This is a genomic window from Curtobacterium sp. MCPF17_046 (assembly GCF_003224295.1).
Classification (GTDB): domain Bacteria; phylum Actinomycetota; class Actinomycetes; order Actinomycetales; family Microbacteriaceae; genus Curtobacterium.
On record NZ_QKLB01000015.1, the window covers coordinates 35487 to 62144 of the forward strand.

30 protein-coding genes are annotated in these 26658 nt (G+C 70.4%); 13 read left to right on the forward strand and 17 right to left on the reverse strand.

Annotated features, from left to right (window positions below):
• Window positions 1–141: 141 nt before the first annotated feature.
• The 4 genes from DEJ32_RS12765 to DEJ32_RS12780 form a co-directional block, all read right to left on the reverse strand.
• Window positions 142–495 carry an SdpI family protein gene (locus tag DEJ32_RS12765; protein ID WP_110901532.1) on the reverse strand — a complete coding sequence of 118 codons (354 nt, stop codon included), beginning with the start codon at window positions 493–495 and terminating at the stop codon, window positions 142–144.
• 92 nt (window positions 496–587) lie between these two features.
• Window positions 588–752, reverse strand: a complete 165-nt coding sequence (locus tag DEJ32_RS16305) for a hypothetical protein (RefSeq protein ID WP_181420670.1) — start codon at window positions 750–752, stop codon at window positions 588–590.
• 21 nt (window positions 753–773) lie between these two features.
• Window positions 774–1823 carry a methionine synthase gene (locus tag DEJ32_RS12775; protein ID WP_110901534.1) on the reverse strand — a complete coding sequence of 350 codons (1050 nt, stop codon included), beginning with the start codon at window positions 1821–1823 and terminating at the stop codon, window positions 774–776.
• Window positions 1824–1891: 68 nt separating this feature from the next.
• Window positions 1892–2878 (reverse strand): putative oxygenase MesX, encoded by a 987-nt coding sequence (locus tag DEJ32_RS12780; RefSeq protein WP_110901535.1) that lies wholly within the window; start codon window positions 2876–2878, stop codon window positions 1892–1894.
• Window positions 2879–2997: 119 nt separating this feature from the next.
• On the opposite strand from DEJ32_RS12780, the gene DEJ32_RS12785 reads away from it, so the two are divergent.
• Window positions 2998–3939, forward strand: coding sequence for a LysR family transcriptional regulator (locus tag DEJ32_RS12785; protein ID WP_110901536.1), 942 nt, complete (start codon window positions 2998–3000; stop codon window positions 3937–3939).
• A gap of 49 nt (window positions 3940–3988) precedes the next feature.
• Here DEJ32_RS12785 and DEJ32_RS12790 read toward each other — a convergent pair whose 3' ends face one another.
• The gene (locus DEJ32_RS12790; protein ID WP_110901537.1) at window positions 3989–4657 is read right to left on the reverse strand and encodes a DUF4166 domain-containing protein; all 669 of its coding nucleotides are present in this window, start codon (window positions 4655–4657) and stop codon (window positions 3989–3991) included.
• Window positions 4654–5283, reverse strand: a complete 630-nt coding sequence (locus tag DEJ32_RS12795; protein ID WP_258368276.1) for an SRPBCC family protein — start codon at window positions 5281–5283, stop codon at window positions 4654–4656. The genes DEJ32_RS12790 and DEJ32_RS12795 overlap by 4 nt, the downstream gene beginning before the upstream one ends.
• 397 nt (window positions 5284–5680) lie before the next feature.
• Between DEJ32_RS12795 and DEJ32_RS12800 the strand changes: the two genes are divergently transcribed.
• The 4 genes from DEJ32_RS12800 to DEJ32_RS12815 all read left to right on the forward strand — a co-directional run bounded on the left by DEJ32_RS12800 (window position 5681) and on the right by DEJ32_RS12815 (window position 8140).
• Window positions 5681–6238: a hypothetical protein gene (locus DEJ32_RS12800; protein ID WP_110901539.1), complete on the forward strand. Its 558-nt coding sequence runs from the start codon at window positions 5681–5683 to the stop codon at window positions 6236–6238.
• Between the two features lie 142 nt (window positions 6239–6380).
• Complete coding sequence (locus DEJ32_RS16680) at window positions 6381–6803, forward strand: SdpA family antimicrobial peptide system protein (RefSeq protein ID WP_375342324.1); 423 nt, start codon at window positions 6381–6383, stop codon at window positions 6801–6803.
• Window positions 6796–7710: a sporulation-delaying protein SdpB family protein gene (locus tag DEJ32_RS12810; RefSeq protein ID WP_110901541.1), complete on the forward strand. Its 915-nt coding sequence runs from the start codon at window positions 6796–6798 to the stop codon at window positions 7708–7710. The genes DEJ32_RS16680 and DEJ32_RS12810 overlap by 8 nt, the downstream gene beginning before the upstream one ends.
• Window positions 7711–7732: 22 nt before the next feature.
• On the forward strand, window positions 7733–8140 hold the full coding sequence (locus DEJ32_RS12815) for a hypothetical protein (protein WP_110901542.1): 408 nt from the start codon (window positions 7733–7735) through the stop codon (window positions 8138–8140).
• A gap of 140 nt (window positions 8141–8280) precedes the next feature.
• Here the strand turns inward: DEJ32_RS12815 and DEJ32_RS12820 are convergent, their stop codons facing one another.
• Window positions 8281–9381 (reverse strand): SDR family oxidoreductase, encoded by a 1101-nt coding sequence (locus DEJ32_RS12820; protein ID WP_110901543.1) that lies wholly within the window; start codon window positions 9379–9381, stop codon window positions 8281–8283.
• Window positions 9382–9584: 203 nt separating this feature from the next.
• Window positions 9585–11072 carry an LCP family protein gene (locus tag DEJ32_RS12825; RefSeq protein ID WP_110901544.1) on the reverse strand — a complete coding sequence of 496 codons (1488 nt, stop codon included), beginning with the start codon at window positions 11070–11072 and terminating at the stop codon, window positions 9585–9587.
• A 122-nt stretch (window positions 11073–11194) separates the two neighbouring features.
• On the opposite strand from DEJ32_RS12825, the gene DEJ32_RS12830 reads away from it, so the two are divergent.
• Window positions 11195–11641 carry a hypothetical protein gene (locus DEJ32_RS12830; protein ID WP_110911032.1) on the forward strand — a complete coding sequence of 149 codons (447 nt, stop codon included), beginning with the start codon at window positions 11195–11197 and terminating at the stop codon, window positions 11639–11641.
• Here the strand turns inward: DEJ32_RS12830 and DEJ32_RS12835 are convergent.
• From DEJ32_RS12835 to DEJ32_RS12845, 3 genes are read right to left on the reverse strand one after another with little or no spacing between them, the layout of a single operon-like run.
• Entirely contained in the window at window positions 11584–12168 is a 585-nt protein-coding gene (locus DEJ32_RS12835) for a GNAT family N-acetyltransferase (RefSeq protein WP_110901546.1), read from the reverse strand. The genes DEJ32_RS12830 and DEJ32_RS12835 overlap by 58 nt on opposite strands.
• A gap of 47 nt (window positions 12169–12215) precedes the next feature.
• On the reverse strand, window positions 12216–12596 hold the full coding sequence (locus tag DEJ32_RS12840) for a hypothetical protein (protein WP_146234155.1): 381 nt from the start codon (window positions 12594–12596) through the stop codon (window positions 12216–12218).
• Complete coding sequence (locus DEJ32_RS12845; RefSeq protein WP_110901548.1) at window positions 12593–13093, reverse strand: hypothetical protein; 501 nt, start codon at window positions 13091–13093, stop codon at window positions 12593–12595. Before DEJ32_RS12845 ends, DEJ32_RS12840 begins: the two co-directional genes overlap by 4 nt.
• Before the next feature lie 282 nt (window positions 13094–13375).
• On the opposite strand from DEJ32_RS12845, the gene DEJ32_RS12850 reads away from it, so the two are divergent.
• The 3 genes from DEJ32_RS12850 to DEJ32_RS12860 all read left to right on the forward strand — a co-directional run bounded on the left by DEJ32_RS12850 (window position 13376) and on the right by DEJ32_RS12860 (window position 16632).
• A complete protein-coding gene (locus DEJ32_RS12850; protein ID WP_110901549.1) occupies window positions 13376–14926 on the forward strand; it encodes an MFS transporter in 1551 nt (516 codons plus the stop codon).
• A gap of 88 nt (window positions 14927–15014) precedes the next feature.
• On the forward strand, window positions 15015–15833 hold the full coding sequence (locus DEJ32_RS12855) for an SDR family oxidoreductase (RefSeq protein ID WP_110901550.1): 819 nt from the start codon (window positions 15015–15017) through the stop codon (window positions 15831–15833).
• Window positions 15834–16089: 256 nt separating this feature from the next.
• A complete protein-coding gene (locus DEJ32_RS12860) occupies window positions 16090–16632 on the forward strand; it encodes a hypothetical protein (protein ID WP_110901551.1) in 543 nt (180 codons plus the stop codon).
• Between the two features lie 78 nt (window positions 16633–16710).
• On the opposite strand, the gene DEJ32_RS12865 is transcribed toward DEJ32_RS12860, so the two are convergent.
• The 5 genes from DEJ32_RS12865 to DEJ32_RS12885 all read right to left on the reverse strand — a co-directional run bounded on the left by DEJ32_RS12865 (window position 16711) and on the right by DEJ32_RS12885 (window position 21994).
• Window positions 16711–17925 (reverse strand): ROK family transcriptional regulator, encoded by a 1215-nt coding sequence (locus DEJ32_RS12865; protein ID WP_258367602.1) that lies wholly within the window; start codon window positions 17923–17925, stop codon window positions 16711–16713.
• Window positions 17922–18716, reverse strand: coding sequence for a substrate-binding domain-containing protein (locus tag DEJ32_RS12870; RefSeq protein WP_110901552.1), 795 nt, complete (start codon window positions 18714–18716; stop codon window positions 17922–17924). The genes DEJ32_RS12865 and DEJ32_RS12870 overlap by 4 nt, the downstream gene beginning before the upstream one ends.
• A 105-nt stretch (window positions 18717–18821) precedes the next feature.
• On the reverse strand, window positions 18822–19610 hold the full coding sequence (locus DEJ32_RS12875; protein ID WP_110901553.1) for a carbohydrate ABC transporter permease: 789 nt from the start codon (window positions 19608–19610) through the stop codon (window positions 18822–18824).
• On the reverse strand, window positions 19603–20586 hold the full coding sequence (locus DEJ32_RS12880; RefSeq protein ID WP_110890889.1) for a carbohydrate ABC transporter permease: 984 nt from the start codon (window positions 20584–20586) through the stop codon (window positions 19603–19605). Before DEJ32_RS12880 ends, DEJ32_RS12875 begins: the two co-directional genes overlap by 8 nt.
• A 31-nt stretch (window positions 20587–20617) precedes the next feature.
• Entirely contained in the window at window positions 20618–21994 is a 1377-nt protein-coding gene (locus DEJ32_RS12885) for an ABC transporter substrate-binding protein (RefSeq protein ID WP_110901554.1), read from the reverse strand.
• Between the two features lie 249 nt (window positions 21995–22243).
• On the opposite strand from DEJ32_RS12885, the gene DEJ32_RS12890 reads away from it, so the two are divergent.
• The 4 genes from DEJ32_RS12890 to DEJ32_RS12905 are packed head-to-tail and all read left to right on the forward strand — an operon-like array spanning window position 22244 to window position 25800.
• Window positions 22244–23047: a VOC family protein gene (locus DEJ32_RS12890; RefSeq protein WP_110901555.1), complete on the forward strand. Its 804-nt coding sequence runs from the start codon at window positions 22244–22246 to the stop codon at window positions 23045–23047.
• On the forward strand, window positions 23044–24000 hold the full coding sequence (locus tag DEJ32_RS12895; RefSeq protein ID WP_110901556.1) for an aldo/keto reductase: 957 nt from the start codon (window positions 23044–23046) through the stop codon (window positions 23998–24000). Before DEJ32_RS12890 ends, DEJ32_RS12895 begins: the two co-directional genes overlap by 4 nt.
• A gap of 52 nt (window positions 24001–24052) precedes the next feature.
• Complete coding sequence (locus DEJ32_RS12900; protein ID WP_110890893.1) at window positions 24053–24415, forward strand: tautomerase family protein; 363 nt, start codon at window positions 24053–24055, stop codon at window positions 24413–24415.
• Between the two features lie 2 nt (window positions 24416–24417).
• The gene (locus tag DEJ32_RS12905; protein ID WP_181420672.1) at window positions 24418–25800 is read left to right on the forward strand and encodes a GH1 family beta-glucosidase; all 1383 of its coding nucleotides are present in this window, start codon (window positions 24418–24420) and stop codon (window positions 25798–25800) included.
• Window positions 25801–25832: 32 nt separating this feature from the next.
• On the opposite strand, the gene DEJ32_RS12910 is transcribed toward DEJ32_RS12905, so the two are convergent.
• Window positions 25833–26447: a CoA pyrophosphatase gene (locus DEJ32_RS12910; RefSeq protein ID WP_110901574.1), complete on the reverse strand. Its 615-nt coding sequence runs from the start codon at window positions 26445–26447 to the stop codon at window positions 25833–25835.
• Between the last annotated feature and the right edge of the window lie 211 nt (window positions 26448–26658).

The following is a 26658-nucleotide window of genomic DNA, read 5'->3' on the forward strand; positions in this document are numbered from 1 at the left end:
CAGCATGCCTGCTGGCACGACACCGAACAATGCGATCGCGCCCGCCGTGGCCGCGACGCCTCCGAGCGTGACGAGGGCACGCGGCCGCGGTGTCACGGACATCAGGCTGTCGACGGGATCCGCTCTTGCGAGTCGGTCGGATCATGACTCATGCAACGATCGACGTACGGCGCGGTGGGCGGCCGGGATGGACAGGAGCGCACCGCCGACGAGGAGGCCCGCGGCCACGAGCACGGCGATCGGAGTGCGGAGTGGCGCGACACCGATGCTGACGGTGCACCACGACACCGTGGCGATCCCGGAGATGATCGTCGGACGCAGCGCCGCGCGATGGCCGATCCGCCAAGCCGCGTCGCTTGACAGGGTGACAGACGTCCTGACGCCGGCGAGGCTGTTCCGTGGCAGCGATCCGCTGGCGGCCCTCCAGGTCAACCAGGTGACGAGGGCGGCTGCGCCGACCTCGAGTGCCATCGAGAACACCATCGCTCCGTCCATACCGACGACGGTAGTGTTCCAGGAGGGGAACGGCAATGTTTCAGCGTGGTCTCCGAAGGGACGGGACGCGAACGTCGTCGCTCCAGATCCGCTCACGCCGGCGGCGTCGTGCCCGCGCCCTCGGTGTCGTCTGCGCCCGCAGGACCGGTACCGGCCTGGTTGAGGTTCTCGTGCGGGTCGCCCACGTCGCCGGTCGCGCTGCCGGTGGGGGACAGTCCGTAGTGCTTCCGGACGGCGTTCGCTTCTACGGCGGACAAGGTGTGTGCGGCCGGGTACAACTAGCGCGCTGCCGGCACGGCGACGTTGGCGAGCTCGGCTCGGACGATGTCCGCTCCCGCTGTCAACGCGCCGAGCTTGTCCAGCGCTGCGCCGCGTGCCAGCGGGGCCATCCCGCAGTTGGTGCTCGGGATGAGCTTGTCAGCGTCGACGAACTCGAGCGCCCGACGCAGGACCGCGGCGACTTCGTCCGGCGTCTCGACGGTCTCGGTCGCGACGTCGATCGCTCCGAGCATGACCTTCTTCCCGCGGATGAGCTCGACGAGTTCGAGCGGCACGTGCGAGTGGATGCACTCCAGCGAGACGATGTCGATCGACGACTGCTGCAGGAGCGGGAAGGACTGCTCGTACTGGCGCCACTCGGCGCCGAGCGTCTCCTTCCACCGGTTGTTCGCCTCGATGCCGTAGCCGTAACAGATGTGCACGGCGGTCTCGGCGTGCAGGCCCTCGGCAGCGCGCTCGAGTGCGGCGACGCCCCAGTCCTGCACCTCGTCGTGGAAGACGGTGAAGGCGGGCTCGTCGAACTGGATGACATCGACGCCGGCGTCCTGCAGCTCCCGAGCCTCCTGGTTGAGGATCGTGGCGAACTCCCACGCCAGCTTCTCGCGGCTCTTGTAGTGCTGGTCGGAGAGGGTGTCGATCATGGTCATCGGGCCGGGGAGCGCCCACTTGATCGGGCGGTCGGTCTGGGCCCGGAGGAACTTCGCGTCGTCGACGAACACCGGGGAGGGACGGCTCACAGCACCGATGACGGTCGGCACGGCGGCGTCGTACCGGTCGCGGATGCGGACGGTCTCCTTGCGCTCCTGGTCGATGCCGTCGAGGTGCTCGATGAACGTCGTCACGAAGTGCTGCCGGGTCTGCTCACCGTCGCTGACGATGTCGATGCCGCGGTGCTCCTGCTCGTGGACGGCGGACCGGAGCGCGTCCTGCTTGCCCTCGGTCAGTGCGTCGCCCTGCAGGAGCCAGGGGGACCAGAGCCGCTCGGGCTCGGCGAGCCAGGACGGCTTCGGCAGGCTGCCGACGATCGCGGTGGGCAGGAGGGTGGTCATGCGCGGGTGGTTCCTGTCGGTCGGTGGGGCAGGCGGGCGGCGGGGCAGGGGTCCAGCGGGCCAGAAGGTCAGTGCGTCAGAGCGGTGTGACTGGAGGCCCAGCGCTCGAGGAGTGCTCGGTGCGGCTGGACGAGGTGCTCCTCCGTGTACCGCCCCTGTGTGACTCCGAGGCGGCTGCGCTCCTCCCGGTCGTACGTGACGGGAGGCGTCGAGAAGTCCGTGTGTTCGAGGGTCGGGCGGTACGTGCTCGGGGCGACCGTGTTCGCGTTGTAGATCTCCGGTCGGTAGATCTTCTGGAACGTCTCCATGGTGCTGATCGTGCCGATGAGCTGGAGGTCCGAGTAGTCGCCGGTGAGGTCACCGCGCGTGTAGAACGCGAGCGGCGCCTTCGCACCCGGCGGCATGAAGTAGCGGACCTGCATGCCCATCCGGCCGAAGTAGTCGTCCGTGAGCGAGGAGTGCTCGTGCTCGTACTCGGCGCCGAGCACGGGGTGGACGTACCCCGTCTGCCGGTACGTCTGGCTCGTGGAGACGCTGATGCAGACGACGGGCTCGGCGGCGAAGTGGTCGCGGTACGCGTCCGACTCCAGGAACCGCTGGAACAGCGCCCCGTGGAGCTGGCCGAAGTCGTCGGGGATGCCGACGCTCTTGTCCAGGGACGGCAGCAGGACCGCGAAGTCGTAGTCCCGGAGGTACGAGGAGAAGTTGTTGCCCGGGATCCCCTGGTGCCGTTCCCCGGTGTGCTGATCGAGGATCGCGACGTCGAGCACCTCGATCAGCGGGAACTGCTCGGCGCGACCGCCGTCCTCGAAGTGCAGCGTGACCGAGACGATGTCGAGTTCGAGGCGGTACCGACCGCCGTCGGCGTTGCCCGCTTCGCCCGTGAGGTCGTTGCAGCGCGCGTTGATCATGGCGAGCGCGTTGCGGAGGTTCTGCTGGCGGCGCTCGCCGCGTGCCAGGTTGGCGAAGTTCGTGGTCAGCCGGGAGCTCTCCGCGGGGGAGTAGTCCTCGTTGAAGCGGGTCCTGGTGATGCTGAAGGTGAGGTCGTTCGCCATGGTCGGTAGTCCGTACGTCGAGCGCCTGGCGGCACTATGGGAGGTGTTGCTCGATCATGACGCGGGGCACGGGTCATCAGGTAATCCGGAATCACTATGCGCGGGTATAGCCTGCGGCTATGGCGCGCGTCTCGAACGACATCACCCTGCAGCAACTCCGGTACTTCATCGAGGTCGCGTCCGAAGGATCGATCAGTGCCGCCGCCGACCTGCTCTACGTCTCGCAGCCGACGATGTCGGCCGCGATGAAGGACCTCGAGACACGGATCGGCCGACCGCTGTTCACCCGATCCGCGCGCGGTGTCGTGCTCACCGTCGACGGCGTCGAGTTCCTCGGGTACGCGCGACAGGTCGTCGAGCAGGTCTCCCTCCTCGAGCAGCGCTACGTCGGGCGGCAGGCGTCACGCCGACTGCTCGGGGTGTCGGCGCAGCACTACTCGTTCGCGGTCGAGGCCTTCGTCCGCATGGTCGAGGGGGCCGACGCGGAGGAGTACGAGTTCTCGCTCCGGGAGACCCGCACGTGGGACATCATCGAGGACGTCCGCACGCTGCGCAGTGAGGTGGGCATCCTCTACCGCAACGACTTCAACCGGCAGGTCCTCGGCAAGCTGATGCGGGACGCCGGGGTCGTGTTCACGCCGCTGTTCGTCGCGCAGCCGCACATCTTCGTCGCCCGGCGGAACCCGTTGGCGTCCCAGGAGCGGGCGACCCTCGCCGACCTCGCGGAGCTCCCTCGGCTCACGTTCGACCAGGGCGCGAACAACTCCTTCTACCTGGCGGAGGAGATCCTGTCGACGATGTCGAGCAAGCGGGAGATCCGCGTCTCGGACCGTGCGACGATCTTCAACCTCATGATCGGCCTCGGCGGGTACACGATCTCGACGGGACTCATCAGTGACGACCTCGACCCCGAGATCGTCGCCATCCCCCTCGACGTCGACGAACGCATCGAGATCGGGTGGATCGCGCACGCCTCGGTCCCGCTCACCGTGCAGGCGCAGACGTACCTGGAGGAGCTGCGGGCCGTGGTCACCAGCTACGGCGTGGAGCCGCTCGGGTAGGCAGACCGCCGGACCACCCGCCTGACCACCCACCGGATCGCTCCAGGCGTCAGGTCCGCGCTTCCGTCCGCCGCGGCTTCAACCGCTCGGGGGCATCGCTCGCTGGCACCCACTCGCACGTGAACGTGCCGCGGTAGCCGAACAGGAAGCCGAACACCCGGTTGCGCACCGCGAGGTCGACGTGGAAGGCGCCGTCGTCCTCCGACCACCATTCATGCAGGGCCGCGCGGCCGCTGAACAGCATCGGGAAGCGGAACGAGACCGGCCCCTCGTGGAAGCGTTGCTCGTCGGAGGTCAGCACGAGCCCGCCGCGCTCGTCCACCCGCAGGTCGAGGTCGACCGCGAGGTGCTGGTGCGTCCCGAGGTAGTCGAGGACGCGGCCCTCCGACAGGACCATCGTCGCGTCGAACCGTGCCGGTCGGCCGGGGCGGGTGGCGTAGGTGCGGACGAACGTCACCGTCTCCCGCCCGAGGGCGTCCCGGTAGGGGTAGTTCTCGATCGTGAACGGCACGTCGGTGCCGACGTCGGGCACGAGGATGTTCCGCAGCCGCCCGATCTGCAGGAACGGCACGGTCCACCACGGCCCGCGGCGGATGGTCATCCTGCCCCGGCCAACACAGGCCTCCGCGGCGTCGAGGCCGACACCGAAGCGGCGCTGCATCATCGGGTGCAGGCGACGGAAGTCGGCACCCAGCGCTTCCTCGAAGACGGACGTCATGCCGGGCCTCCTGGCTCGGGCAGGGCCGCCACGGTGGCTGGCGCATCCTGCAGGTGGTCGTCGCGTCGGCTGCCGCCGACGGGCGCGCGGAGCGTCCTGGAGGCCCGTGGCCGGTCCGGCCGCCAGACCTGCAGGGCGCTCGTGAGCGGCCAGGCCTCCGGTTCGGGCCCGCCCTCGAGCCAGATGCGGAGACGGTCGAAGCTCCAGGCGGTCGCCCAGCCGAGGAGCGGCCGCACGAGGACGTCGAGGACGCCCCAGCCGGAGTCGTAGTCGTACCCGGTGAGGAAGCGTGTCCGTCCGTCCGTGGTGGGGACGTACCGCCAGTAGCCCCGGCCGGAGCGGATCGGGGAGAGGCGGTCGACGGTCGCGAAGCGGAGGGCGGACGTGCGCGAGCCGTCGGGTCGGCGGCGCTCGCCGAGGCTGACGCCGGTGCCGTGCACATCATGCAGAGCGGACTCGCGGACGTAGGTGAACCGCGTCACGCCCTCGTGGTCGGCGGGCTCGGGCAGGATCTCCGAGAAGCGGACGTCCCACCGGACATGCTGTTCCGGGTCCTGCGTGGCGTCCCAGACCCGCTCGAGTGGCGCGTCGATGACCATCTCGACGTAGATGCCCCGACTCCCCACGTGCGGAGCGTAGCGCGATGGAAGCGGCTGAGGCAGCCCCTGCAGCGTCGGTCTCGCCGGGACAGGGACCTCTCGACGCGGTCGCTGATCGGCAGTCGCCGGTGCTGGTACCGGTTGTCGGTCGAAGAAATGACCGTCTGCGAGGTCGGTGTCAGCGGTACACGGCCGAGTGGGTCGGAGACGTCTCTGCTGACGCAGGCATGCATCGTGACCTTGACAAGTGACCAGGTACTAATATGTCAGCGGCATGAGACTGCATTCCGGACTTGCTCACCTGGGAACCGCTGCTGTGGTCGTCGGGGCTCTCAGCACGGGTGTGACGGCACTTGTAGCGCCTCCCGTTCACGATGCTCCCGCTGTTGCTTCGACAACTGCTCCGGCCTGGTCGGAAACAGAAGTGCTCGAGGGGCTGCTCTTCATGCAGGGCGACTTCGGCGAGGACTTGCTTCGCCGTGGGGCGCTCGGGCCGCTCTCGACTGAGCAGTCCTCCGCCCTTCGGGAAGCCTTGGCCGACCCCGATGCCGCCGCGGTCGCTCATTCTGTGGTCTCGGAGTTGGAGCAACGGGTGCCAGGGCAGACGGCGGCCCTGATGAGAGACTTGCAAGCGAGTGATCCGATCGCTGTTCAGGCGGCGATGTCGGAGCTCGGAGCGGAAGTGCCACGCACGCCGACGTTGCAGCGGCTGCGGGCGCATGCCTCACCCTCCGCGTCGACGTACGTACCCGGTGAGATCGGAACAGATTGCGGCGTGCTGGTCTGGGTGGTCGCTGGCGCGGTGCTCGTGGTCACGGTCGCGGCTGTGGGCGTCGGCGTCCTGGCACTCGCGTCGACTGTGGCCGTGGGGTCGACGAAGATCGCCGGCGAGAACGCGATCCGACGAGCCACAGGATCGACCGGGCGGGCTCTCAAAGCTCTGCTGACCGCCAAGGCGATCGAAGCGTTCCGTGGCCGGTGAACGAGGCCGTAGTTGGAGAGCTTCTCCGGCTGTAACGGTCTGTGGTCTCTTGCTCGCGGTTGTGTTCGCGAGCTACTCACTGGCCGATCGGCTTGGCGGGACCGCTGCCGTGCAGTTGCCCGGACAGGGGGACGTCGGAGCGGTGCTCTCCCGGGTCGCTCCGCAGGGATGGGCCTTCTTCACGAAACCCGCTCGCTCCGCGACCCCGACCGCGTACGTCCAGCATGGCGGCCGGTGGATCCAGGTCGCGGGACTCTCGAACGCGCAATTCCGCTTCCTCGGCGGCCTGAGCCGGGAGGGGCGTCGGCAAGGGGTGGAGATGGCGTCCGTCCTCGCCGGGATCCCGAGGGGAGCGTGGCGGAAGTGCCACGGCGGGGACGTTGCGCGTTGTGTGAGCGATCAGCGACGGCGCTTCGTCGTGAACCCGCTTCCGCATCCCACGCTCTGCGGCGACGTTCTTCTGGCAGCGACGAAGCCGACTCCCTGGGAGTGGCGGCATCTGTCTCGCGACCGCACCTACGTCGGTGAGGCGATCGCGCTCGAGGTGAGTTGCCGGAATGGCTGATCGCGGCGGGTCGATGATCGCGTACCCGTGGGGAGCGGGGCTCGGTGTTGCCCGGAGTGTGCTCTACGCCGGCATGGCTCTGACTCTGCTGACGAATCCTGCATGGGTTCTGTTCACGACCAGCGCTGTTCAGCAGGAGGCACCGCTCTGCGACGCGTACAACGGCTGGGCGTTCTTCTGCCTCCTCGGTCAACACCTCGATACCGCGCGCATACTGGCCGGGTCAGTCCTGCTGGTCTTCGCCAGCGGAGCCCTTCCCTGGCTCACGGCCCTACCCGCCGCCTACCTCATCCTCAGCGCCAGCGTGACGATGACGTTGGGTGATGGTGGTGACCAGCTGTACGGGATCCTCGGTCTTCTGCTGATCCCGCTCAGCTGCACCGACTGGCGCCGAAGCTCGTGGTCGGACCGGACCTCTGATCGGTGCGCTTCAGTACGCGGCAGCTTGGCGTTCGTTGGTTGGGCGCTCATCCGGGTGCAGATCTTCGTCGTCTATCTCGAGGCGTCCGTCGGGAAGCTCGCGGTACCGGAGTGGGCGAACGGAACTGCCCTCTACTACTGGCTCCGCAGTCCGACCTTCGGGCCGGGACCGCTGCTCGCTCCGATGGTCCAGACAATGACCACCGCACCACTCATCACAGCGCTCGCGACGTTCTCGACCATCGCACTCGAGTTCGCTCTCGCCATAGGACCGCTCTTGACTCCCCGAGTGCGGCGCTTCCTTCTCGTGCTCGGGCTGATCCTCCACGGTGCCATCGCGATCTTCATGGGCATCACCTCGTTCTCACTGGTGATGGCGGCCGCGCTCCTCCTGCATCTGACTCCTGTCAACGCCACCTACGACGAGATCTTCCCGAGAAAGCGAGACTGGTTTGTCACTCGAAAGCACGCCTACCGAGTTACGTGATCAAGTCCCAGCACCGCTGGCTGTGCGCGCACTTGGGAGTGCGGTTGGCGCTCTTGCTGGGGCGATCATCATCACCAATGCGGTCACCGGCTTCGACGCCGAAACCTTCGTTGCCACGCTGGTCGGTCTCCTGGCCGGGCTGTCTGCGGTGTTCGCGCGGATCACGATCACTCTGACCGGCGGAACGATCCGGTTCTCGTTCTTCCCGTTCCTCAGGGTCGCGTACGACCTCGCGCAGGTACGGCGTGCGACCGTCGTGAGGATCGATCCCGTACGCCTCGGCGGTGTGGGGATCCGACGTTCCCGAGGTGCACGCGTGCTCGCGATGTCCGCGGGTCGAGGGGTCCGGGTCGAGACGACCCGTGGCACGATCATCGTGCAGAGCACGATGGCAGAGCGCATCGCTGCGGCGCTGACCTCTGCCGTGTGAAGCCGGTCGCTCTCCGACGGACGGGTCAGGACGTAGCTGCAGGGCAAGCGTGTCGAGTTCCGGTGGGGCGGTCGATGACGCTGGTGCTCTCGCCGGGCCTCGTCGTCGAGGCCCCGAGGGCCGGTGAGCTCGGTCCGGCCTCACTCGGGAACGGGCAGGATCCGCCGCCGGCCGAGGTCGTTCAGCAGCTCGACGAGCCGGTCCGCCGAGTCGTGGCACTCCGCGAACCCTGCCTGCCGGATCTTGATCAGGGACGAGACGTTGTCCCACGTCGAATTGAGGATCATGTCCGCGAACCGCCAGTCGACCAGGTCGGCGTACGGGGTGGCGACGAGTCCGTGGCGCTCCACCATGCGCTGCCACAGGTCCTCGCGGGAGGGCATCACCTGCGCGAGCTCCATCGACTGGGGTTCGGCCAGGTCGAGGCCGTGGTGCTCGGCGAGGCGCTCGAACAGGTGGCTCCAGCGCACCACGTCGCCGTTCGTGACGTTGAACGCCTCCCCGGCCGCGACGGGGGACGTCCCTGCCCAGTCGGTGGCACGAGCGAGGAGCTCGGCGTCGGTCATCTGGTAGAAGATGCCGTCGTACGTGGTGCGGGCACCGGGGAACCGCAGCGGCAGCCCGAGTTCCTTCGTCATGCTGACGTACGTCCCGATCGCCATGAGCAGGTTCATGGGCGTGCCCTGCGCGTACCCGATCACGGCCTCGGGGCGGAGCACGGTCATCGCGAACCCTCGGGACGCCGCGCGCTCGCGGAGCAGGTCCTCCTGGTCGTAGTAGAAGTTCGGGACCATGAGTCGCGGGTCGTCCTCCTTCGCCGGTGTCCTGAACCGGCCGAGGTGTGCGCCGTAGTACTTCATGCCCTGGTAGAGGGTGACGTGGCGGAGTGGTGCATCGAGCCGATCCAGGGCGTCGAGCGTGTTCTCGAGGAGCGCGACGTTCGGGGCGATCTGCTCGGCGAGGTCGGCGTGCTCCACGTAGGCGGCGAACGCGAGGCGCGTGGTGTCGGCGGCCAGCCGGAGTCCGTCGACCGCTGCGTCCGCGTCGGACAGGTCGACGGGCAGGTGGTCCCAGCCGGACACGGGGCCCTGCGGAGCGCGGCGACTGGCACCTCGCGTGCGGACACCACTGCGGGCGAAGTGCTCCACGACGCTGCGCCCGACGACGCCGCCGGCCCCGACGACGAGGACCGCGTCGCTGTCGTCGGCTGGTGTCCCGGAGGCGGGGGATCCGTCGGCCATGGTGCTGCTCCTGTCGGGTCGCGAACGCGGCGCGGCTCCTACCGCGCCGGTGCCGATCCTGCCCGGCCGACCCCGGCCGGAGCCCAGGAACGCCCGGCACCCAGGAACGGCCGGCACCGAGGAACGGCCGGCACCGAGGAACGGCCGGCGCCGAGGAACGGCCGGACGGGAGGCGGTGGTCCCTCCGCGTCGACCCGTGCCGGTCAGTTGATGCAGGTGCCCTTCGCCCCGTACGCGTCGCCGACCGGCTTCGACGGTGCGGGTGCGGGTTCGGCTGCGTGGCTCGCAGCGGAGGGTGCTGCTGCCGGCGCGCTGCTCGCTCCGCCAGCCGGTGCCGGTGCAGGTGTCGAGACGGTGTGCCCGTCGGTGCCGAGGACGAGCGTCACCCCGCTCACCGTCGTCGACACGACCGGCGTGGCGCCGGGCGCGACCGCTGCGACCGCTTTCGCCTGCGCTTCCGCTCCCGCGGGGTACTCGACGACGGTCGTGGTGGTGCTCGGGGCGTCGCCGGGCGCTCCGACGACGAACCCCTTCGCGGTCAGCGCGTTCGACGCCGTCGTGGCACCGCCCGGGGTCCCGGCGCCGTTCAGGACGGAGACGTGCACGGTCGAGGGGTCAGCTGCCGACGCCGCGGTGTACGCGGCAGGCGGCCCGACGATGTCCTGGATGAAGGCGGGCATGGCGGCGAAGTCGACGGCCACCGTCGCGTACCCGTCGATCGTCGGGGTGCCGGCCGTGGGGATCGTGGTCGAGCGGATGGCGGACAGGTCGATGTGGCTGAACGTCGAGACCAGGTCGGGGATGCTCAGTGTGTCGTCGACCTGCACCGCGTCGCCGACGCCGTGCAGCAGGTCCGCGACCTTCACCGGGTTCAGGAGCGTGCGCGCCGACAACGCCTCCCGGGCCTCCTGGGAGAGGAAGTACTGCTGTCGGACCTCGCGGTCCAGGTCACCGCGCGGCAGCCCGTCACGCTGCCGGACGAAGGACAGGGCCTGGGACGCGTTCAGGGTCGATCGTCCCGCGGGCAGGTCGACGCCGGAGTTCGTGTCGTGGGCTGCCTGGTTCAGACAGACGTCGATCGGCCCCAGCGCCTTGACGAGCTGGTAGAAGCCCAGGAGCGACACCCGCACGAAGTGGTCGATGGTGAGGCCGCTGGTGTTCTCGATGGTCTGGATGAGGAGCTTCATCCCGCCGGCGTCACCGCCGCCGTCCGCGGCTCCGTCGGAGAACGCGCTGTTCAGCTTGAAGGTGCCGTGGCCGGGGATGGGGACCCAGGAGTCGCGGGGGAACGAGATCATCGTCGCGCTGCCACCGTCCGCGGGGATGTGCAGCACGATCATGGTGTCGGTGTTGGTCGCGCCGTCGTCGAGCTGGGTGCTGAGCTCGGCGAGTTCCTGGGGCGTGGCATCGGCCGGGCGGTGGTCGTCCCCGATGAGCAGGATGTTCTGGGCCTTCCCGTCGGCGTCGTTGGCCGCGTCCTCGCCCGTGGAGCCGTCGGGAGCGGACTGCGCGACGTGCACCTTGGTGAGACTCGAGTCGAGCTGTTCGTACGACCACGCCGCGTAGCCACCGGTCAGGAGCAGCGCCATCGTGAGGGCACCACCGATGGTCGGCAGGACGAGACGACGGCGGCGCTGCCGCCCGTGCCGGACAGGGCCGCCGAGGGCGGTGGCGCGGGGTTCGGTGGGCATCGGGTTCCCTCGATCGTGTTCGGTGGCAGGAGGAGCAGTCTCACATCGGGACGATCCGGGGACATCCGTGGGACCACGGGTTGCGCATGTGGGTCCTCGCAGCCACGGGACCTCACGGATCGGTGCCGGCCATCGGTCTGACGGTCCTGGTCGCCCAGCTCGTCGCGACCGTGGTGAACGGGTTCACCGGGCTGTTCACCTCGCTGTTCCAGGCCGCCGGACTCGTGACCCCGGCGATCGCACTGTCGATGGCGCAGGGGATCCTGTTCGTCCCGATCGTCCTGCTCGGCGACCTGTGGTTCGGACTCGCGGGCATCATGTGGGCGCTGACCCGCACCGAGGTCCTGGTCTTCCTGGCCGGGGTCGGCATCTGGCTGGCGTCGCGCGGCCGGATCGACCGCGGGCTGGCGGCGGGCAGTGAGGAGCGCGCGGAGGCCGCGCTGGAGCAGGCCACCGTGAGACGGGGTGCTCGGCCGGGAGGCGCGGGTGCGGCAGGCGGGGCCAGCGCCCCTCAGGGGCGGGTGCCGCTCCGTGCCACCCCGCTGCGCTCGCGGGCGAGCAGCGCGTAGCCGTCGAGCGTGGTCCACGCGCCCTTGAACCAGTCGGCGTCGACCTGCCTCGACTCCTGTCGGAATCCCGAGTGGGTCAACAGCCGTGCGACCGCGTCGTTGCGCAGATCGCAGAACGCGACGACCCGGTGGGCGTGCTCGTCGTCGAAGAGGTGGTCGAGCAGAGCCGCCAGTGCTTCGGTTGCAATCCCGCGGCCCTGCGATAACCGTGCCAGGGTCACGCCGACCTCGAAGGTGTCCGGCTGTTCCTCGAGGCGGTGCAGCGCGAGGTCGCCGAGGAGCACGTCGGACCCGGTCTCGCGGACGGCGAGCTGCAGCCAGGACCCGGACGACGGGAGCCGCCCGTCGGGCTGGTCGGCGACCAGGCGCTCGGCGTCCGCCCGGGAGTAGTCGGTGTCCCACGACTGGAACCGAGCCACATCGGGGTCGCGTCGGTACTCCGTGAAGGCGTCGATGTCACGTTCCGCGAGCGGCTCGATGCTCAGGCGGGCGGTCGTCAGCGTCAGTTCGGTGTTCCTCGGAGCCATGCGCCGAGGCTAGCGGGGGACCGGGGCGGGCTCGGCGCCGGACAGCGTCACGAGGAGAAGGCGACCGTCCCGAACCCGATCCACGCGAGACCGATGCCGACCAGGGTCGCGAGGCTCGAGACGCCGGTCGCGACGACGGCCGTCACCGGCTGCCTCCACCTCCGCAGCGATCGCCCCGAGATCCACAGTGCGACGACGGAGACGGGCAGCGAGCCGATCAACACGAGGGCCTGCAGGGTCGCGCTGGCGCCGGCCGCCGCTGTCGACAGCTGCCCGCCGGCCTGGTCGAACGGGGACGGCGGGGTGTCGCGCTGCGGGCCGAGGGCGCCGGTGGTGACGAGGACGGCACACCATGCGACGACCAGGAGGATCGCGATCAGCGCGCCGACGTCGGGTTGCCTCCGATGCGCGTCCACACGTGTCGTCATCGGTCGACCACCACCGCGTGCGCGTCGGCGAGGGCGTCGGTGTCGTCGACGGACCGGTCGCGACGCGGCCCGATCCGACGCCACGTCGCGATCGCTGCAGCGGCTCCGGCAGCGATCGCGATGCCGAGGGAGAGCGACGGGTCGGCGCCCGACATCCACCACGCCATGGCGAGCGACGACGTCACCGCGCCGAGCACGCCGGCCAGTGCTGCGTGTGCTGCCGTGTGGACCGCGCGGGAGCGCACCCGCTGCAGTGCCCGGCCGAGCAGGTGCGTGAACGGCGCGGACAGGACGGCGCCGAGGAGAGCCAGCGCGTCGGTGACGACGACGAACAGGAGGCTCCACCACACCCATGAGAGAGCGTCGGGAGCGGTGCCACTGGTGACGGCGACGATCGCGGGGACGGCCGCTGTGCCGACAGGGACGGTCACCGCGGCCATCCAGAGGAAGCTCCGGCCGATGAGTCCGACGGTGTCGCGGACGTCCCAGGTGTCCATGCACCTCACTCTGCGGTGCAGCGCCCGCGGATCGGCCGCGATCCGCCGGAACGAGACCGAACAGCAACCTCGGCAGCACCACCGTGACGGCACCGACACGCCGGAGCTCGGAACTGCTCGTCAGGATCGCGCGGAAGCGGCCATTGGGGGGCGCTTCCCGCCCGTCGTCACACCGGTGGGGCTGAGCGCTCGTTCACGGACGGCTGTGACAGCGCCGGGGTGTGGACAGGAAACGTCCTCCCTGCGGACCCCGCACCGTGACGCGCCTACCGTGAGGGCGTCATGACAGCCGAACACCGCAGACCCGCCGAGCCCGATGCGGCTCCGTCCGTCGCCCACCACACGGCGCACCACGCTGCGCCCGCTGATGCGTCGAAGCCCGCGCAGACCGACGACCGCAGCTCCGGCGACCAGCCGGACCCGAACCGCTGGAAGGCGCTCGTCATCTGCCTGCTCGGCGGGGGCATCGTCCTACTCGACGTCTCGATCGTCAACGTCGCGCTGCAGTCCATCTCGACGGGGTTGCCCGGCACCACGCCCGAGGCGGTCCAGTGGATCCTGTCCGGGTACGCGCTGTCCTTCGGCCTGCTGCTCGTGCCCGGTGGACGACTCGGTGACGCCACCGGCCGACGTCGGATGTTCGTCATCGGGGTCGGCCTGTTCACCCTGGCGAGCGCCCTCTGCGGCTTCGCACCGAACGGCATCGTCCTGGTCGTCGCCCGTCTGCTGCAGGGCCTGGCCGGCGGCCTGCTCACGCCGCAGGTCACCGCGCTCATCCAGCAGCTGTTCCGCGGCAAGGAGCGCGGCACCGCGTTCGGACTCTTCGGCGCCACCGTCGGCATCGCGACCGCGATCGGCCCCCTGATCGGCGGTCTGCTCATCACGGCGTTCGGCACCGAGAACGGCTGGCGGTTCGTCTTCTTCGTGAACCTGCCCGTCGGACTCGTCACGATCCTCCTGGCCTTCCGGTACCTGCCCGCACCGAACGGGGAAGAGCGGGGGAAGAAGCACGACTTCGACCCCGTCGGCATCGTGCTCCTCGGCGCCGCCGTGGTCGCCCTGCTGCTGCCGTTCGTGCAGTCGCAGGAGTGGAAGGGGAACGCGAAGTGGTGGCTCATCGTCGTCGCCGTCGTGTTCGGCGTGCTGTTCGTCCTGTGGGAGCGGCACTACGGGCGGACGAAGGAGCCCGTGGTCGACCTGCGGCTGTTCCGCCGCCGGTCGTTCTCGCTCGGCGTCGGTCTGGCGACGGTGTACTTCGCCGGTTTCACCCCGCTGTTCTTCGTCCTGACGCTCGCGCTGCAGTCCGGCCTGCACTACTCCGCGCTGATGGCCGGACTGGCGTCGATCCCGTTCGCCATCGGCTCGGGCATCGCCTCGACCGTCGGCGGCCGCGTCGTGCACCGCTTCGGTCGGCAGCTCATCGTCATCGGGACGATCCTCGTCCTCATCGGGCTCGGTGCGGTCGTCTGGGTGGTCGCGAACCACTTCGAGTCGGACCTGGGGTGGTGGCTCGTCCTGCCGCTGCTCGTCGCCGGCATCGGGTCCGGTCTCACCATCTCGCCGAACCAGACCCTCACGCTCTCCGAGGTGCCGGTCGAGCAGGGCGGATCGGCGGGCGGGCTGATCCAGGTCGGCGCCCGCGTCGGCTCCGCGATCGGCATCGCGGCGGTCGGCAGCGTGTTCTACTCCACGCTCGCGAGTTCGCGCGGCGACTACGCGCAGGGCCTGCCGCTCGGGCTCGCGGTGTCGCTCGGGTTCGTCGCGGTGGCGCTGGTCGCCGGGATCGTCGACGTGGTCGTCGGGAAGCGACACGGCACCGAGGCGTCGGTCTGACGCCGCGCACACTGCATCCGGATCCGGACATCGACGCGCACCGACCGGCCACGGCGTTGACTGGCCCGGTCACACGACTGGAGGACACATGAGCAAGACCTGGTTCATCACCGGAGCATCCAAGGGCTTCGGCCGCGAGTGGGCGGAAGCAGCACTCGAACGCGGCGACTCCGTCACCGGCACGGCCCGCAACCTCGACGACGTGCAGGACCTCGTCGACCAGTACCCGGACACGTTCCTCGCGCTCCGGCTCGACGTGACCGACCGGGACGCCGACCGCGATGCCGTCGCCCGTGCCGCGGAGCACTTCGGGTCGCTCGACGTCGTCGTCAACAACGCCGGCTTCGGCCACTTCGGCATGGTCGAGGAACTCAGCGAGGACGAGCTCCGCGCCCAGCTCGAGACCAACCTGTTCGGCGCCGTGTGGGTCACCCAGGCGGCACTGCCGATCATGCGCGAGCAGGGCTCCGGGCACGTCATCCAGGTGTCGAGCATCGGCGGCATCAGCGCGTTCCCGACGGTCGGCGCCTACCACGCGTCGAAGTGGGCACTCGAGGGCCTGTCGCAGTCGCTCGCCCAGGAGGTCGCGGGCTTCGGCATCTCCGTCACCCTCATCGAGCCCGGCGGGTTCTCCACCGACTGGTCCGGCCCGTCGTCGAAGCACAGCGAGGAGAACCCGGCCTACGCCGAGGTCCGCGAGGCCGCGGCGAAGCGCCCCTCGGCGGCCGACCCGGGCAAGCCGGAGGCCACGCGAGCCGCGATCCTGAAGGTCGTCGACGCCGAGCAGCCCCCGCTCCGGGTGTTCTTCGGCAAGGCCCCGCTCGGCATCGCGGAGCGTGACTACGAGTCGCGCCTCGCGACGTGGCGCGAGTGGCAGCCCGTCGCCGAAGCGGCACACGGCGCCTGACCGGCTGCCGCATCAGGACGGGAGGCTCGATGGCGGGCCGGCACCGTGCCTCCCGTCCGTCGTGAACCGGCCACGCACGCCGCGGACCTGAGCCGACACCGGACCGCCGACGCGTACCGTCGCGGACACACGACGGAGCGACCCGGAACGCGATCTGCACCCGGACCCCGCCGCGGGCACGGCCTCGCGCTGCTGCCCGCCCCCGCGCGGCCGACCGCCTCGCCGCGCCAGCGCCACCGACCAGGAAGCGACTCCCATGTCCCAGAACAACACCCTCATCCGCAGCATGCACGACCTCGGCCTCGCCGCCTGGTTCGGCGGCAACCTCATGGGTGCCACCGGGCTGAACGGCGCCGCCGCCGGCGCGAAGGACCCCGTCGAGCGCCTCACCCTGTCGAGCGTCGGCTGGGGCAAGTGGGCACCGGTGCAGCTCGCCGCGCTCGCGGTGCACGGCATCGGCGGCATCGGCCTCATCGTCGCCAACCGCGACCGCCTCGGCGTGCAGCAGGGCGCGCGCACGAACACGGGCATCAAGCTCGTGCTGACCGGTGCGGCCCTCGTCACGACCTTCTGGTCGGCCTCGGTCGGCAAGAAGATGGCCGAGCACGCCCGCGAGGGCGCCGAGGGCACCACCGAGCCGAGCGCCGACGCGTCGGGCACGCTCAAGGCGGCGCAGCGGCAGCAGAAGATCCTGCAGTGGGCGACCCCGGCCCTCACCGCCGTGCTCCTCGTCATGGGTGCGCAGCAGGGGGAGCAGCAGCGGTCGAAGGCCGGCATCCTCGACAAGTGGCGTCGCTGACCGACTCGGTCCGGTGACGGACGGGAGGCGCGGTGCCGGCTGGCACCGCGCCTCCCGTCCGTCGTGCGGTGGCCCTGGCTACCAGCCGCCGGACCGGACCGCGTGCGGTGTGAGTGCGTGTTGCAGGGCCAGGCTCGCAGCGCCGCCAGCGGCGGCGTCGAGTCCGGGGTCGGCGAGTTCGACCAGGACCCCGTGGATGCCCCGGGTGCGGGCGAACCGCTCGACCTGCTGTCGGATCTCCCGGACGTAGATCGCGCCGGCCTCCGCGAAGCCGGGGCCGGCGAGCACGATGCGGTCGAGGTCGAGGACGTTCACGACCGACAGCGCCGCCGCAGCGAGGTAGCGCGCTGATCGCTGGATCAGTGCGTGGCAGTCGACGTCGCCCTGCGCGGCTGCCTGGGCGATCCGGTCGAAGTCGACACGGAAGCGCTGGGCGTCACCCGTCAGGCCGAGGCGCGCGGCGAGGTCCGCGTCTGCTGCGGCCACGACGGCCCGCGGCGCCGCGAGCATCTCGAGACACCCGCGTGCGCCGCACCAGCACTCCGGCCCGTCGATGTCGACGATCGTGTGACCGATCTCGCCCACGTTCGACGACGCTCCCCGGGCGATGCTGCCGCCGACCATGATGCCGAGACCGAAGCCGTTCGACATGTAGAGCGTCGCGAAGTCCTGCGTGGACGGCACCCGCCCGGCCCAGTACTGGCCGAGGGCGGCGCACGCAGCGTCGTTGTCACGCACGACGGGGAGGCCGATGCGGGGCTCGAGCGCCTCGGGCAACGCGAAGGACTCCCACTCCGTCGCCGTGAGGGAGTGCCGTTCCGCTCCGGCGCCGAGGTCGAGGCCAGCTCCGGCGACCCCGACGCCGACGACGGACTCGAGGGGGATGTCCAGCTGCACGAGGAGCTGCCCGAGTTCGCGGGCGATGCGCACGACGTCCTCACCGGGCGCGTCCTGCTCGATGCCCGGCGACACCAGACGACCGACGACCGCACCGGCCAGGTCCGTGACCACGTAGGTCAGTCGGCCGGCGTCGAGGGACACCCCGACGGCGAACCGTCCGGTGGTGTTGAGCTCGAGCAGGCTGCTCCGTTTGCCGCCGGTGGAGTCGAGGAAACCGACCTCCACGACGAGTCCCTCGTCCAGGAGGGTCTTCACGATGCGCGTGATGGACGTCGGCGTCAAGCCGGACCGTGCTGCGAGTTCTGCGCGGGTGACGGTCCGGCCCGAGCGCACCATGTCGAGCACGGCGCTCCGGGTGGCCGCCGAGGACGGCCCGAGCCGCCGGCCGGTCACGTCGTCTCCCGGGGCACGACGACCGGAGCGGGCATCGCGACCGCTGGCAGGACCGCGTCGTCGACGGCTCGCACGGCCGCCTCACCAAGCACGGCGCCGATCTCCCGACCACGGCGGTCGATCGCGGTGATCGGAAGGCTCGCACTCTGACAGACGAGCGAGTCGCTCCGGCAGATGAGCGCGACGTCCTCCGGGACGCGGATGCCCGCCTCCCGGAGACCGGTGAGCACCGCGACCGCGTCGTGGTCGCCGTCGACGACGAGGACCGTCCGACTGCTCCCGTCGGCTTCTGCGCCGATCCGGAGGCAGGTCCCGACGACGTCGTCCGTCCGGACGACCTCGGTGACGGTGTCGTCCGGTCCGAGCTCGTCCCCGAACGGTTCGGCGGGTGCCGTGCCCGTCACCGAGACGCGGCGCTCGGCGGGGTAGCCGTCGAGGTACGCCGCGAGGGCCGCGGACGACGCTGCACGGTCGACGACCACCGCCGGGAAGTCGACCGGGAGCGTCGACGGAGCGAGCGCCACGAAGGGCATGTCGATCTGCCGGAGGAGCGCCGGACGGGGGTCGTCGCGCGACACCTCGAGCAGGATCACACCGGCGACCCCTCCGGTCCGCGCCCAGAGGCGGTAGGCCCGGAGCTCCGCGTCCTCGTCCGCCACGGACCGGGTCACGAAGCGCTTCCCCGCGGCGACGAGCGGGCCGGCGATGGCTCGGACGACCGCTCCGGCGACCGGGTCACGGTCGTGCCCCTCCCGGATGACGAGCCCGATGGAGGCTCCCTGGTGGCTCATGCGGGTCCCTCCCGTCGTCCGGTCCGATGCGTGGGCACCGGGGACGGCACCGCAGGACAGCAGTCTGCCGGATCGTGCACCGGCTCGAGGCGCGCACGAGTGCGCCTACTTGAGCGCACCGGCCGCCATCCCCCGTTCGAACTGCCGCTGGAGCGCGATGTAGGCGACGATCGTCGGGATCGCGGTGATCACGGACGCAGCGAGGATCTTCGGGGTGTCGTCGTTGTACTGCCGTCGGAAGAACTCGGGCAGCTGCGTGACCACCCCCAGCCCGTCGTCGACGAGGAAGACCTTCGGCAGCAGGTACGAGTTCCAGGCGTAGATGAGCACCAGCATCATCAGTGCCACCGCCATCGGTCGGGACAGCGGGACGAGGATGGACCAGAACACGCGCCAGGTGCTCGCGCCGTCGATCCGCGCCGCCTCGAACAGTGCGTCCGGGATCCCGTCGACGTACCCACGGGCGATGAGCACCGTGAACGGGATCTGCAGCGCGGCGATCGGCAGGATCACCGACCAGTACGTGCCCAACAGCCCGAGCCGTACTGCCGTCGTGTAGAGCGGAGCGATCAGGACGACCTCGGGCAACGTGAGCGCCGCCATCATGAGCCAGAAGTAGACCTCCTTGCCACGGACCCGCAACTTCGAGAAGCCGAACGCCGCCATGAGGGTGGCGAGGTAGACGATCACCATCGACGCGGCGGCGATGACGATCGTGTTGAGGAAGAACTTCGGGAAGCCGGGGACCTGCACGACGGCGAGGTAGTTCCGCCAGCCGGCGCCTTCGAAGCTCGTCTGCAGCATCGCGATGAGGGGCACCACGAACGGCACGACGGCGAGCGTCAGGACGAGTTGGAGGACGATCCTGGATCGTCGGGAACGGGTCTCAAACACCGGAGGTCTCCTTGCGACGGCGCACGGGTCGCGCGACGCGTTCGCGTCCGCGCATCTGCATGAGGACGGACACCGCGACGGCGATCACGAGGACGAGGATCGACAGGGCGGAGGCGAACCCGAGGTTCCGGTCGCTGCTCGCGGTCTCGGCGTAGATCATCGTGCCGAGGAACTCCGACGAGTGCGCCGGTCCGCCCTGCGTGATGAGCCAGGGGTTGTCGAACAACTTCAAGGCGGTGATGAAGTTGAGGATGGCGAGGGACACGATCACGGGTCGGAGGCTCGGCATGACGATCGAGAAGAGGACGCGGAGGTTCCCCGCACCGTCCAGTCGACCGGCCTCGACGAGCTCCGGGTCGACCTGCGCCATCCCCGCGTAGAGCAGGATGAAGCCGTACCCCACCGCGCCCCAGCAGCCGACGAGGACGACGACGACCAGGGACGTGGTCGACTGACCGACCCACGACTGCTCGAGCCCGGAGAGGCCGAGCCATCCGAGGACGTGGTTGACGGTGCCGTCGCTCTGCCAGACCTGCAGCTGCGCCGGCGCGAGGGTGGCCGGCGCGACCACCACGGGGATGACCACGAGCACCTTGTAGACGTTGGCGAAGCGGATCGACGAGTGCATCGCGGCTGCGAAGAGCGTCCCGCCGACGACCTGTACCGCGAACACGACGATGAAGTACACGAGCGTGTTCCGCAGCGCGCCCCACAGCACGGGGTCCTGCACCGCCTGGACGTAGTTGCCGAAGCCGACCGGCGTCATCAGTGCCCGACCGCCGGGCCAGTCGAAGAAGGAGAGGTAGCCCGAGTAGACGATGCTGTAGTAGATCAGGCCGACCGAGATGACGAAGCCGGGCAGGATCCAGCGGAGTCCGCCGGGCAGGACGAGGGGGCGTCGACGCCGGGGGCGTCCGGCCCCCGGCGTCCGGCCGGCGCGGACGCCGGGCCGGACGGACGAGGAGGTGTCGATCACGATCGCGCCGTCCCGCTGCGGTCGGCCCGGCTCACTTCGTGCCGACCTTGCTGGCCACCGACGCCGCTTGCTGGTCGTCGGCGATGTCCTGGATCGACTTGTCCACCGAGGGGTCGAGCACCTGCTGCGTCGCGACGACGATCGCGTCGAGTGACTTCTCGGTGGCCTGCCACTGGCGGGACTCGCTCGCCTCGCTGCTGTCCTCGATGAGCTTCTCGATCGCCGGACGCTGGACGGACTCGTCCACGAGCTGGATGGAGTCCCAGTCGGGGCTGACGCCCTTGACCGCGGGCAGGAGGTCGATCGCGTTGGCCACGTTCTGCTGACCCTGCTTGTGGAGGGTCATCCAGGACACGAACGTCTTCGCAGCACCGATGTGCTCGGACGCCGAGTTGATCGCGATCCCGTAGTCGGCCTCGCTGAAGTACGCGGAACCGTTGCCCTTCCCGGCGACGTCCGGGAAGGCCGCCGGCAGCTGCACGAAGCACTTCGGACTGCTGACGCCGGCGGCCTCCATCGCGGCCTTGCACGAGTCGGCTCCGGCGTACTGCGTGTACCAGAAGCCCATCTGGACCATGGCCGCGTCGCCCTTCATGAACTCGTTGTTCGCGAGGGGGTACTGCGGGCCGTCGAGGGCGTCCTTCGGGATGATCCCGTCGTCCTGCATCTTCTCGATGATCCGGAGGACCTCGATGCCGTTCGCGTCGTTCCACTTCGCCTTGCCGGTGGACGCCTTGATGAACCAGCCTGGGGCGACCGAGTTCGCGATCGCGTGGTACATGTCCGTCGGGAACGTGTCGCTGCCGCCGGCGCCCATCGTGAAGCAGGTCTTGCCGATCGCGGTGACCTTCTCGCAGGTGTCCACCCACGACCGGTAGTCGGCGGGGACATCCGCGCCGGCCTCGTCGAGGACGTCCTGGTTGTACCAGAGGAACCCGGCTGACATCCCGCCCAGCGGCAGTGAGACGAACCGTCCGTCCGAGCTGGTCAGCTGCTCGACGTAGTCACCGCCGATGTCGTCCTCCCACCCGGCACCGAGCGTGCTCTTCGCGAGCGAGCTGAGGTCGAGCGCGTACGGCCCCCACAGGTCGGGCGAGCCGCCGGCCGGCGAGAGGTCGAAGACGTCCGGGCCCTTGCCGGAGTCGAGCGCCGGCGTGATCGTGTTCCGGTAGTCGACGTTCTCGAAGTTCTTGTACGTCACCTCGATGTCGGGGTACTGCTCGTTGAAGGCCTCGATGTACCGCTCGGCCACGGGGGTGTCCGGCGTCCACCCCCACCACGTCACCGAGCCCTTCTTCGCCGGCTTGACGTCCTCCCCGGCGTTCCCCGGGGACCCGGAGCAGCTGGTGATGAGCAGAGCGGCGGTCGCGGCGAGGGCCGCGGCGGTCAGGATCCGCGTTCGCTTCATTGTTCTTCCTTCACGTCGTTGTGCTGGGGGTGCACCGAGGTGCCCGTTCGGCGGCGAGCCTACGGACGCCGCTCCGCCCGCGCAAGAGTTCGAACCTATTTGTCACGAACTTGCCCAGGGCGACAGTCAGGCCGGTACATGCTCTTCAGTGCCGGGGAGCGCGACTTAGTTGCACAGTGTTCATGACGGCACTAGCGTTGCCCCCGCCTGGCACGAAGGCACCCGCTTCACCGACGAAAGGACCCTTCCGTGGCCATCGAATCCGTCCTCCTCAACGTGCGCGACGTCGCGCAGTCCGCGGAGTTCTACACGCGTCACCTCGGCGCGACCGTCATCTCGTCCTCGCCCGACGCGGCCGAACTCGACCTCGTCACCGCGCGCTTCGTGCTCACCCGCGTCGACGCGCCGGCGGAGTCCACGTGGATCGGCGACGACCTGCAGCGCGGCTTCCGGCACGTGGGCTTCAAGGTCGCCGACCTCGACGCCCGCGTCAGCGCGTTGCACGACGCCGGCGTCCCGTTCCACCTCGAGCCGATCAACGCCGAAGGCGGCGTGCGCATCACGTTCTTCTTCGACCCCGACGGGACGCTCCTCGAGCTCGTCGAAGGACCGTTGCAGTACCACGAGGTCCACGACCAGCAGGCCGTGGACCGGGACTGGGGTCTCGGCGAACCGGACCGACCGCGTTTCGACCACGTGGCCGAGACCGTCGCGGACATCGACCGGACGACCGAGTTCTTCGCCGAGCTCGGCTACGTCCGCATGGCGGGCATCCACCAGCCGAGTGACGACCGGGGCTTCGAGATCACCTTCCTCCGGGCCGGCGACAGCTCGCTCGAGGTCTTCACCTACGACCGTGCGGAGAAGCAGGAGCGGACGCCGCAACTCGACGCCCTCGGGTTCGCCGCCGTGGCCTTCGGAGCGACCGGGACCGAGTCGGCCCCCGCAGCCGGAGCGGGCGGCGGCAGCGTCGCCCTCGCCGTCGGCACCCTGCTCGGCCAGGACGTCCGCACGGACCCGGACGGTCTGCCGTTCATCGTCGCCTCGGCATGAGCGCCGGTCTCCTCCGACCCCTCGGCCGCACGGGACTGCTCGTCAGTCCGGTCACCCTGGGCGGGGCCCCGCTGGGCAGCATGCCCGAGAACTTCGGCCACGAGGTCGCCGAGGCGGACGCGGTCGCGCTCGTCGGCGCGGTGCTCCGCAGCGGCATCCGGACGATCGACACGGCCAACGGGTACTCGGACGGCCGGAGCGAGACCCGCATCGGGCGCGCGATCGCCGAGTCCGGTGGTGTCCCCGACGACGTCACCGTCATCACCAAGGTGGACGCGCGGGACGGCGACTACAGCGGGGACCGCGTCCGCCGGTCGATCGCCGAGAGCCTCGAGCGCCTCGGCATCGCCCCGCTGCCCCTGGTGCACCTGCACGACCCGGAGTTCCACGACTTCGGTGCGCTGTCCGGCCCCGGCGGAGCGCTCGAGGCGCTCGTGGCCGCGCGGGAGCGGGGCGAGGTCGAGCACATCGGTCTCGCCGGTGGGAACGTGCACGAGATGCGCCGCTGGCTCGACCTCGGGGTGTTCGAGGTCCTGCTCGTCCACAACCGTTGGACGGTCGTCGACCGGAGCGCCGGACCGCTCCTGGACCGGGCCGCGGAACTCGGCGTCGGCGTCGTCAACGCTGCCGTGCTCGGCGGCGGGATCCTCGCCGACGAGACCGGGCGGACGACGTCGTACGGGTACCGCCCGGCGCCGCCCGCGACCCTGCGCGCGGTCAGGGCGATGCGCGACCTCTGCCACGACGCCGGGACGACGCTCGCCGCAGCGGCGCTGCGCTTCTCGACCCGTAACCCGCGCTTCGCCAGCACGATCGTCGGGATCAGCCGGCCGGAACGCATCCAGCCGACCCTCGACGCCGCCGACCTGGATCTGCCGGACGCCTTCTGGGCGTCCCTCGAGGACCTGGTCCCCACCCCCGACAACTGGCTCGACGCGCCGGACGCGCGCTGAGCCTCCAGACCGGCCGCCAGGCCACCACCGACCCAACGAAACCGAGGCCCACATGCCACTCGTCCGCATCGACATGCACACCCCCCTCGCCGACCTCCGACCGCAGATGAGCGAGGCGATCAACTCCGCCCTCGCCGACGGCTGGGGGATGCCCGCCGACGACCTGTTCCAGGTCTTCCAGCTGCACGAACCCGGTGACCTGTTCTACAGCCGCACCTTCCCCGAGGCCGACCGGACGGACATCGTCTTCGTCGAGATCCTCGCCTACACCGGGTACTCGCCCGAGGTGAAGCAGCGCGGCGCCGCCCTCGTCGTCGACCGCCTCGCCGCCCTCGGCATCAAGCGCGACAACGTCCTGATCGCGATCCACGAGAACGGCGACGGCGACTGGCTCGCCCCGTCCGCGGTGCAGTGACCATGCGTCGGAGCGACCTGCCCGCCGACTTCGTCCTCGGCGCCGCGACCGCCTCGTACCAGATCGAGGGGGCGACGCAGGCGGACGGCCGCGGCGCGAGCATCTGGGACACCTTCGCCCGGGTGCCCGGCGCGATCGCCGACGGGTCCACCGGTGACCCGGCGGACGACCACTACCGCCGGATGCCGGAGGACGTGTCGCTCATCGCCGACCTCGGCTTCGACGCGTACCGGTTCTCGATCGCCTGGCCGCGTATCCAGGCCGACGGCACCGGCCCGGTGAACCCCGCCGGCATCGACTTGTACCGGCGGCTCGCCGAGGGGCTCCTCGAGCGGGGCGTCACTCCCTGGGCGACGCTGTACCACTGGGACCTCCCGCAGGCGCTCGAGGACCGCGGAGGGTGGCTCGAACGGGACACCGCCGCACGCTTCGCCGAGTACGCAGCGCTCGTGACCGAGCAGCTCGGCGACGTGGTCACCGACTGGATCACCCTGAACGAGCCCTGGTGTTCGTCGTTCCTCGGCTACGCCAGCGGGGTGCACGCACCGGGGCGGCACGAGGGAGCCCGGTCCGCGCAGGCGGCACACCACCTCCTGCTCGGGCACGGACTGGCGCTGGAGGCGGTCCGGGCGACGCGGCCCGAGGCCCGGGTCGGCACGACGCTGAACCTGTACTCGGTGCGTCCGGCGTCGGAGTCCGCCGAGGACCGCGACGCCGCACGCCGGATCGACGGCCTGAGCAACCGATTCTTCCTCGACCCGGTGTTGCGGGGGAGCTACCCGGCCGACGTGCTCGAGGACCTCGGGCAGACGTCGTGGTTCGCCGAGCACGCCACCGCGGAGGACCTGCAGCGGATCGCCGCGCCGATCGACTTCCTCGGCATCAACTACTACAGCCGGCACACGGTGGCGGCGCCGGCCGACGTCGACGAGGCTGACACCACGGAGCCGAGCGCCTACCCCGGCAGCGAGGGGGTGCGGTTCGTGCGGACCGGTGCAGCGGTGACCGGGATGGACTGGGAGGTCCACCCGGACGGCATGGTCGACGTCCTGCGGCAGGCGCACGACCTGGCGCCGGAACTGCCGCTGTACATCACGGAGAACGGTTCGGCGTACCCCGACCCGGACCACGTCGGGCCGGAGGGTGAGGTCGTCGACCCCGACCGGACGGCGTACCTCCGCGCACACCTCGGAGCGTGCGCAGCGGCCGTCGACGCCGGGTTGCCGTTGCGCGGGTACTTCGCGTGGTCGTTGATGGACAACTGGGAGTGGGCCTGGGGCTACTCACGGCGGTTCGGCATCGTGCACGTGGACTACGAGACGCAGCAGCGGACCGTCAAGCAGAGCGGGCACTGGCTCGCGGCGTTCCTCCGCGACGCGGACTGACCCCCGTCCGTCGTGCGGTCGACGGCCCGCACTCATCGCCCCGGCAGGGCCACCACCCGGTCGTGGTCCCACGGCTCGGTCCAAGCGACCCGGTCGAACAGACCGTCGAGCAGTGTCGCGGTGAAGCCCCAGACGACGTGCGAGCCGGATCCGGTGTGGACCGTGAAGGCCGGGCTGCGCCACTCCCGGCCGTCGCGGTGGAAGACCGTGACCCCGCGGTTCGTGGGGTCGAGGAGATCGGCGACCGGTGCGCGGAACACCGCGGCCGACTCCGCCTCGTCCACCACCCGCACCGGTGACGGCGCTCGCCACCACCCGAGCACCGGCGTCACCAGGTGCCGTGAGAACGCCAGCGGCACCGGAGCCGCGGTCCCGAGCACGTCGACGCCCGTGACGTCCAGGCCGGTCTCCTCTCGGGCCTCCCGGAGCGCTGCCGCCACCGCGTCGGCGTCACCGGGATCGACACGGCCGCCCGGGAAGGCGACCTCGCCCGCGTGGGACCGCAGGGTCGCGGCGCGCGCGAGCAGGAGCACGTCCAGGTCCCGCGCGACGTCACCGGCCCGGGCCGGGCGCTCACTCGGCACCTCGTCGAGCACGCCGAACAGCATGAGCACGGCGGCACGTCGCGGTGACGGTGCCGTGGGCATCCCGGTGACGAGCGGCGCCGCGCCGGGGGCGACGGCCGTCGCGAGTCGGTCGCGCGCGCTCACGGGGTCCTCGCAGCGGTGCGGACGGGCAACGTGCGGGGCGGGGTCACGATGCCAGCCTAGGCACCGGTCGGAGGCGCGGCTGGCTGCGTGACCCCCTGGCTGGCCAGGGGGTCACGGCCGGGTCCGCACGCTGTTCCGGAGGCGTCGG

Bases quoted from the DNA above. Each gene is read 5' to 3' on its own strand.
- DEJ32_RS12765 (WP_110901532.1), bottom strand. From the start codon at position 495: ATGGACGGAGCGATGGTGTTCTCGATGGCACTCGAGGTCGGCGCAGCC.
- DEJ32_RS12775 (WP_110901534.1), bottom strand. From the start codon at position 1,823: ATGACCACCCTCCTGCCCACCGCGATCGTCGGCAGCCTGCCGAAGCCG.
- DEJ32_RS12780 (WP_110901535.1), bottom strand. From the start codon at position 2,878: ATGGCGAACGACCTCACCTTCAGCATCACCAGGACCCGCTTCAACGAG.
- DEJ32_RS12785 (WP_110901536.1), top strand. From the start codon at position 2,998: ATGGCGCGCGTCTCGAACGACATCACCCTGCAGCAACTCCGGTACTTC.
- DEJ32_RS12790 (WP_110901537.1), bottom strand. From the start codon at position 4,657: ATGACGTCCGTCTTCGAGGAAGCGCTGGGTGCCGACTTCCGTCGCCTG.
- DEJ32_RS12810 (WP_110901541.1), top strand. From the start codon at position 6,796: ATGGCTGATCGCGGCGGGTCGATGATCGCGTACCCGTGGGGAGCGGGG.
- DEJ32_RS12820 (WP_110901543.1), bottom strand. From the start codon at position 9,381: ATGGCCGACGGATCCCCCGCCTCCGGGACACCAGCCGACGACAGCGAC.
- DEJ32_RS12825 (WP_110901544.1), bottom strand. From the start codon at position 11,072: ATGCCCACCGAACCCCGCGCCACCGCCCTCGGCGGCCCTGTCCGGCAC.
- DEJ32_RS12835 (WP_110901546.1), bottom strand. From the start codon at position 12,168: ATGGCTCCGAGGAACACCGAACTGACGCTGACGACCGCCCGCCTGAGC.
- DEJ32_RS12840 (WP_146234155.1), bottom strand. From the start codon at position 12,596: ATGACGACACGTGTGGACGCGCATCGGAGGCAACCCGACGTCGGCGCG.
- DEJ32_RS12845 (WP_110901548.1), bottom strand. From the start codon at position 13,093: ATGGACACCTGGGACGTCCGCGACACCGTCGGACTCATCGGCCGGAGC.
- DEJ32_RS12850 (WP_110901549.1), top strand. From the start codon at position 13,376: ATGACAGCCGAACACCGCAGACCCGCCGAGCCCGATGCGGCTCCGTCC.
- DEJ32_RS12855 (WP_110901550.1), top strand. From the start codon at position 15,015: ATGAGCAAGACCTGGTTCATCACCGGAGCATCCAAGGGCTTCGGCCGC.
- DEJ32_RS12860 (WP_110901551.1), top strand. From the start codon at position 16,090: ATGTCCCAGAACAACACCCTCATCCGCAGCATGCACGACCTCGGCCTC.
- DEJ32_RS12870 (WP_110901552.1), bottom strand. From the start codon at position 18,716: ATGAGCCACCAGGGAGCCTCCATCGGGCTCGTCATCCGGGAGGGGCAC.
- DEJ32_RS12885 (WP_110901554.1), bottom strand. From the start codon at position 21,994: ATGAAGCGAACGCGGATCCTGACCGCCGCGGCCCTCGCCGCGACCGCC.
- DEJ32_RS12895 (WP_110901556.1), top strand. From the start codon at position 23,044: ATGAGCGCCGGTCTCCTCCGACCCCTCGGCCGCACGGGACTGCTCGTC.
- DEJ32_RS12900 (WP_110890893.1), top strand. From the start codon at position 24,053: ATGCCACTCGTCCGCATCGACATGCACACCCCCCTCGCCGACCTCCGA.
- DEJ32_RS12905 (WP_181420672.1), top strand. From the start codon at position 24,418: ATGCGTCGGAGCGACCTGCCCGCCGACTTCGTCCTCGGCGCCGCGACC.
- DEJ32_RS12910 (WP_110901574.1), bottom strand. From the start codon at position 26,447: ATGCCCACGGCACCGTCACCGCGACGTGCCGCCGTGCTCATGCTGTTC.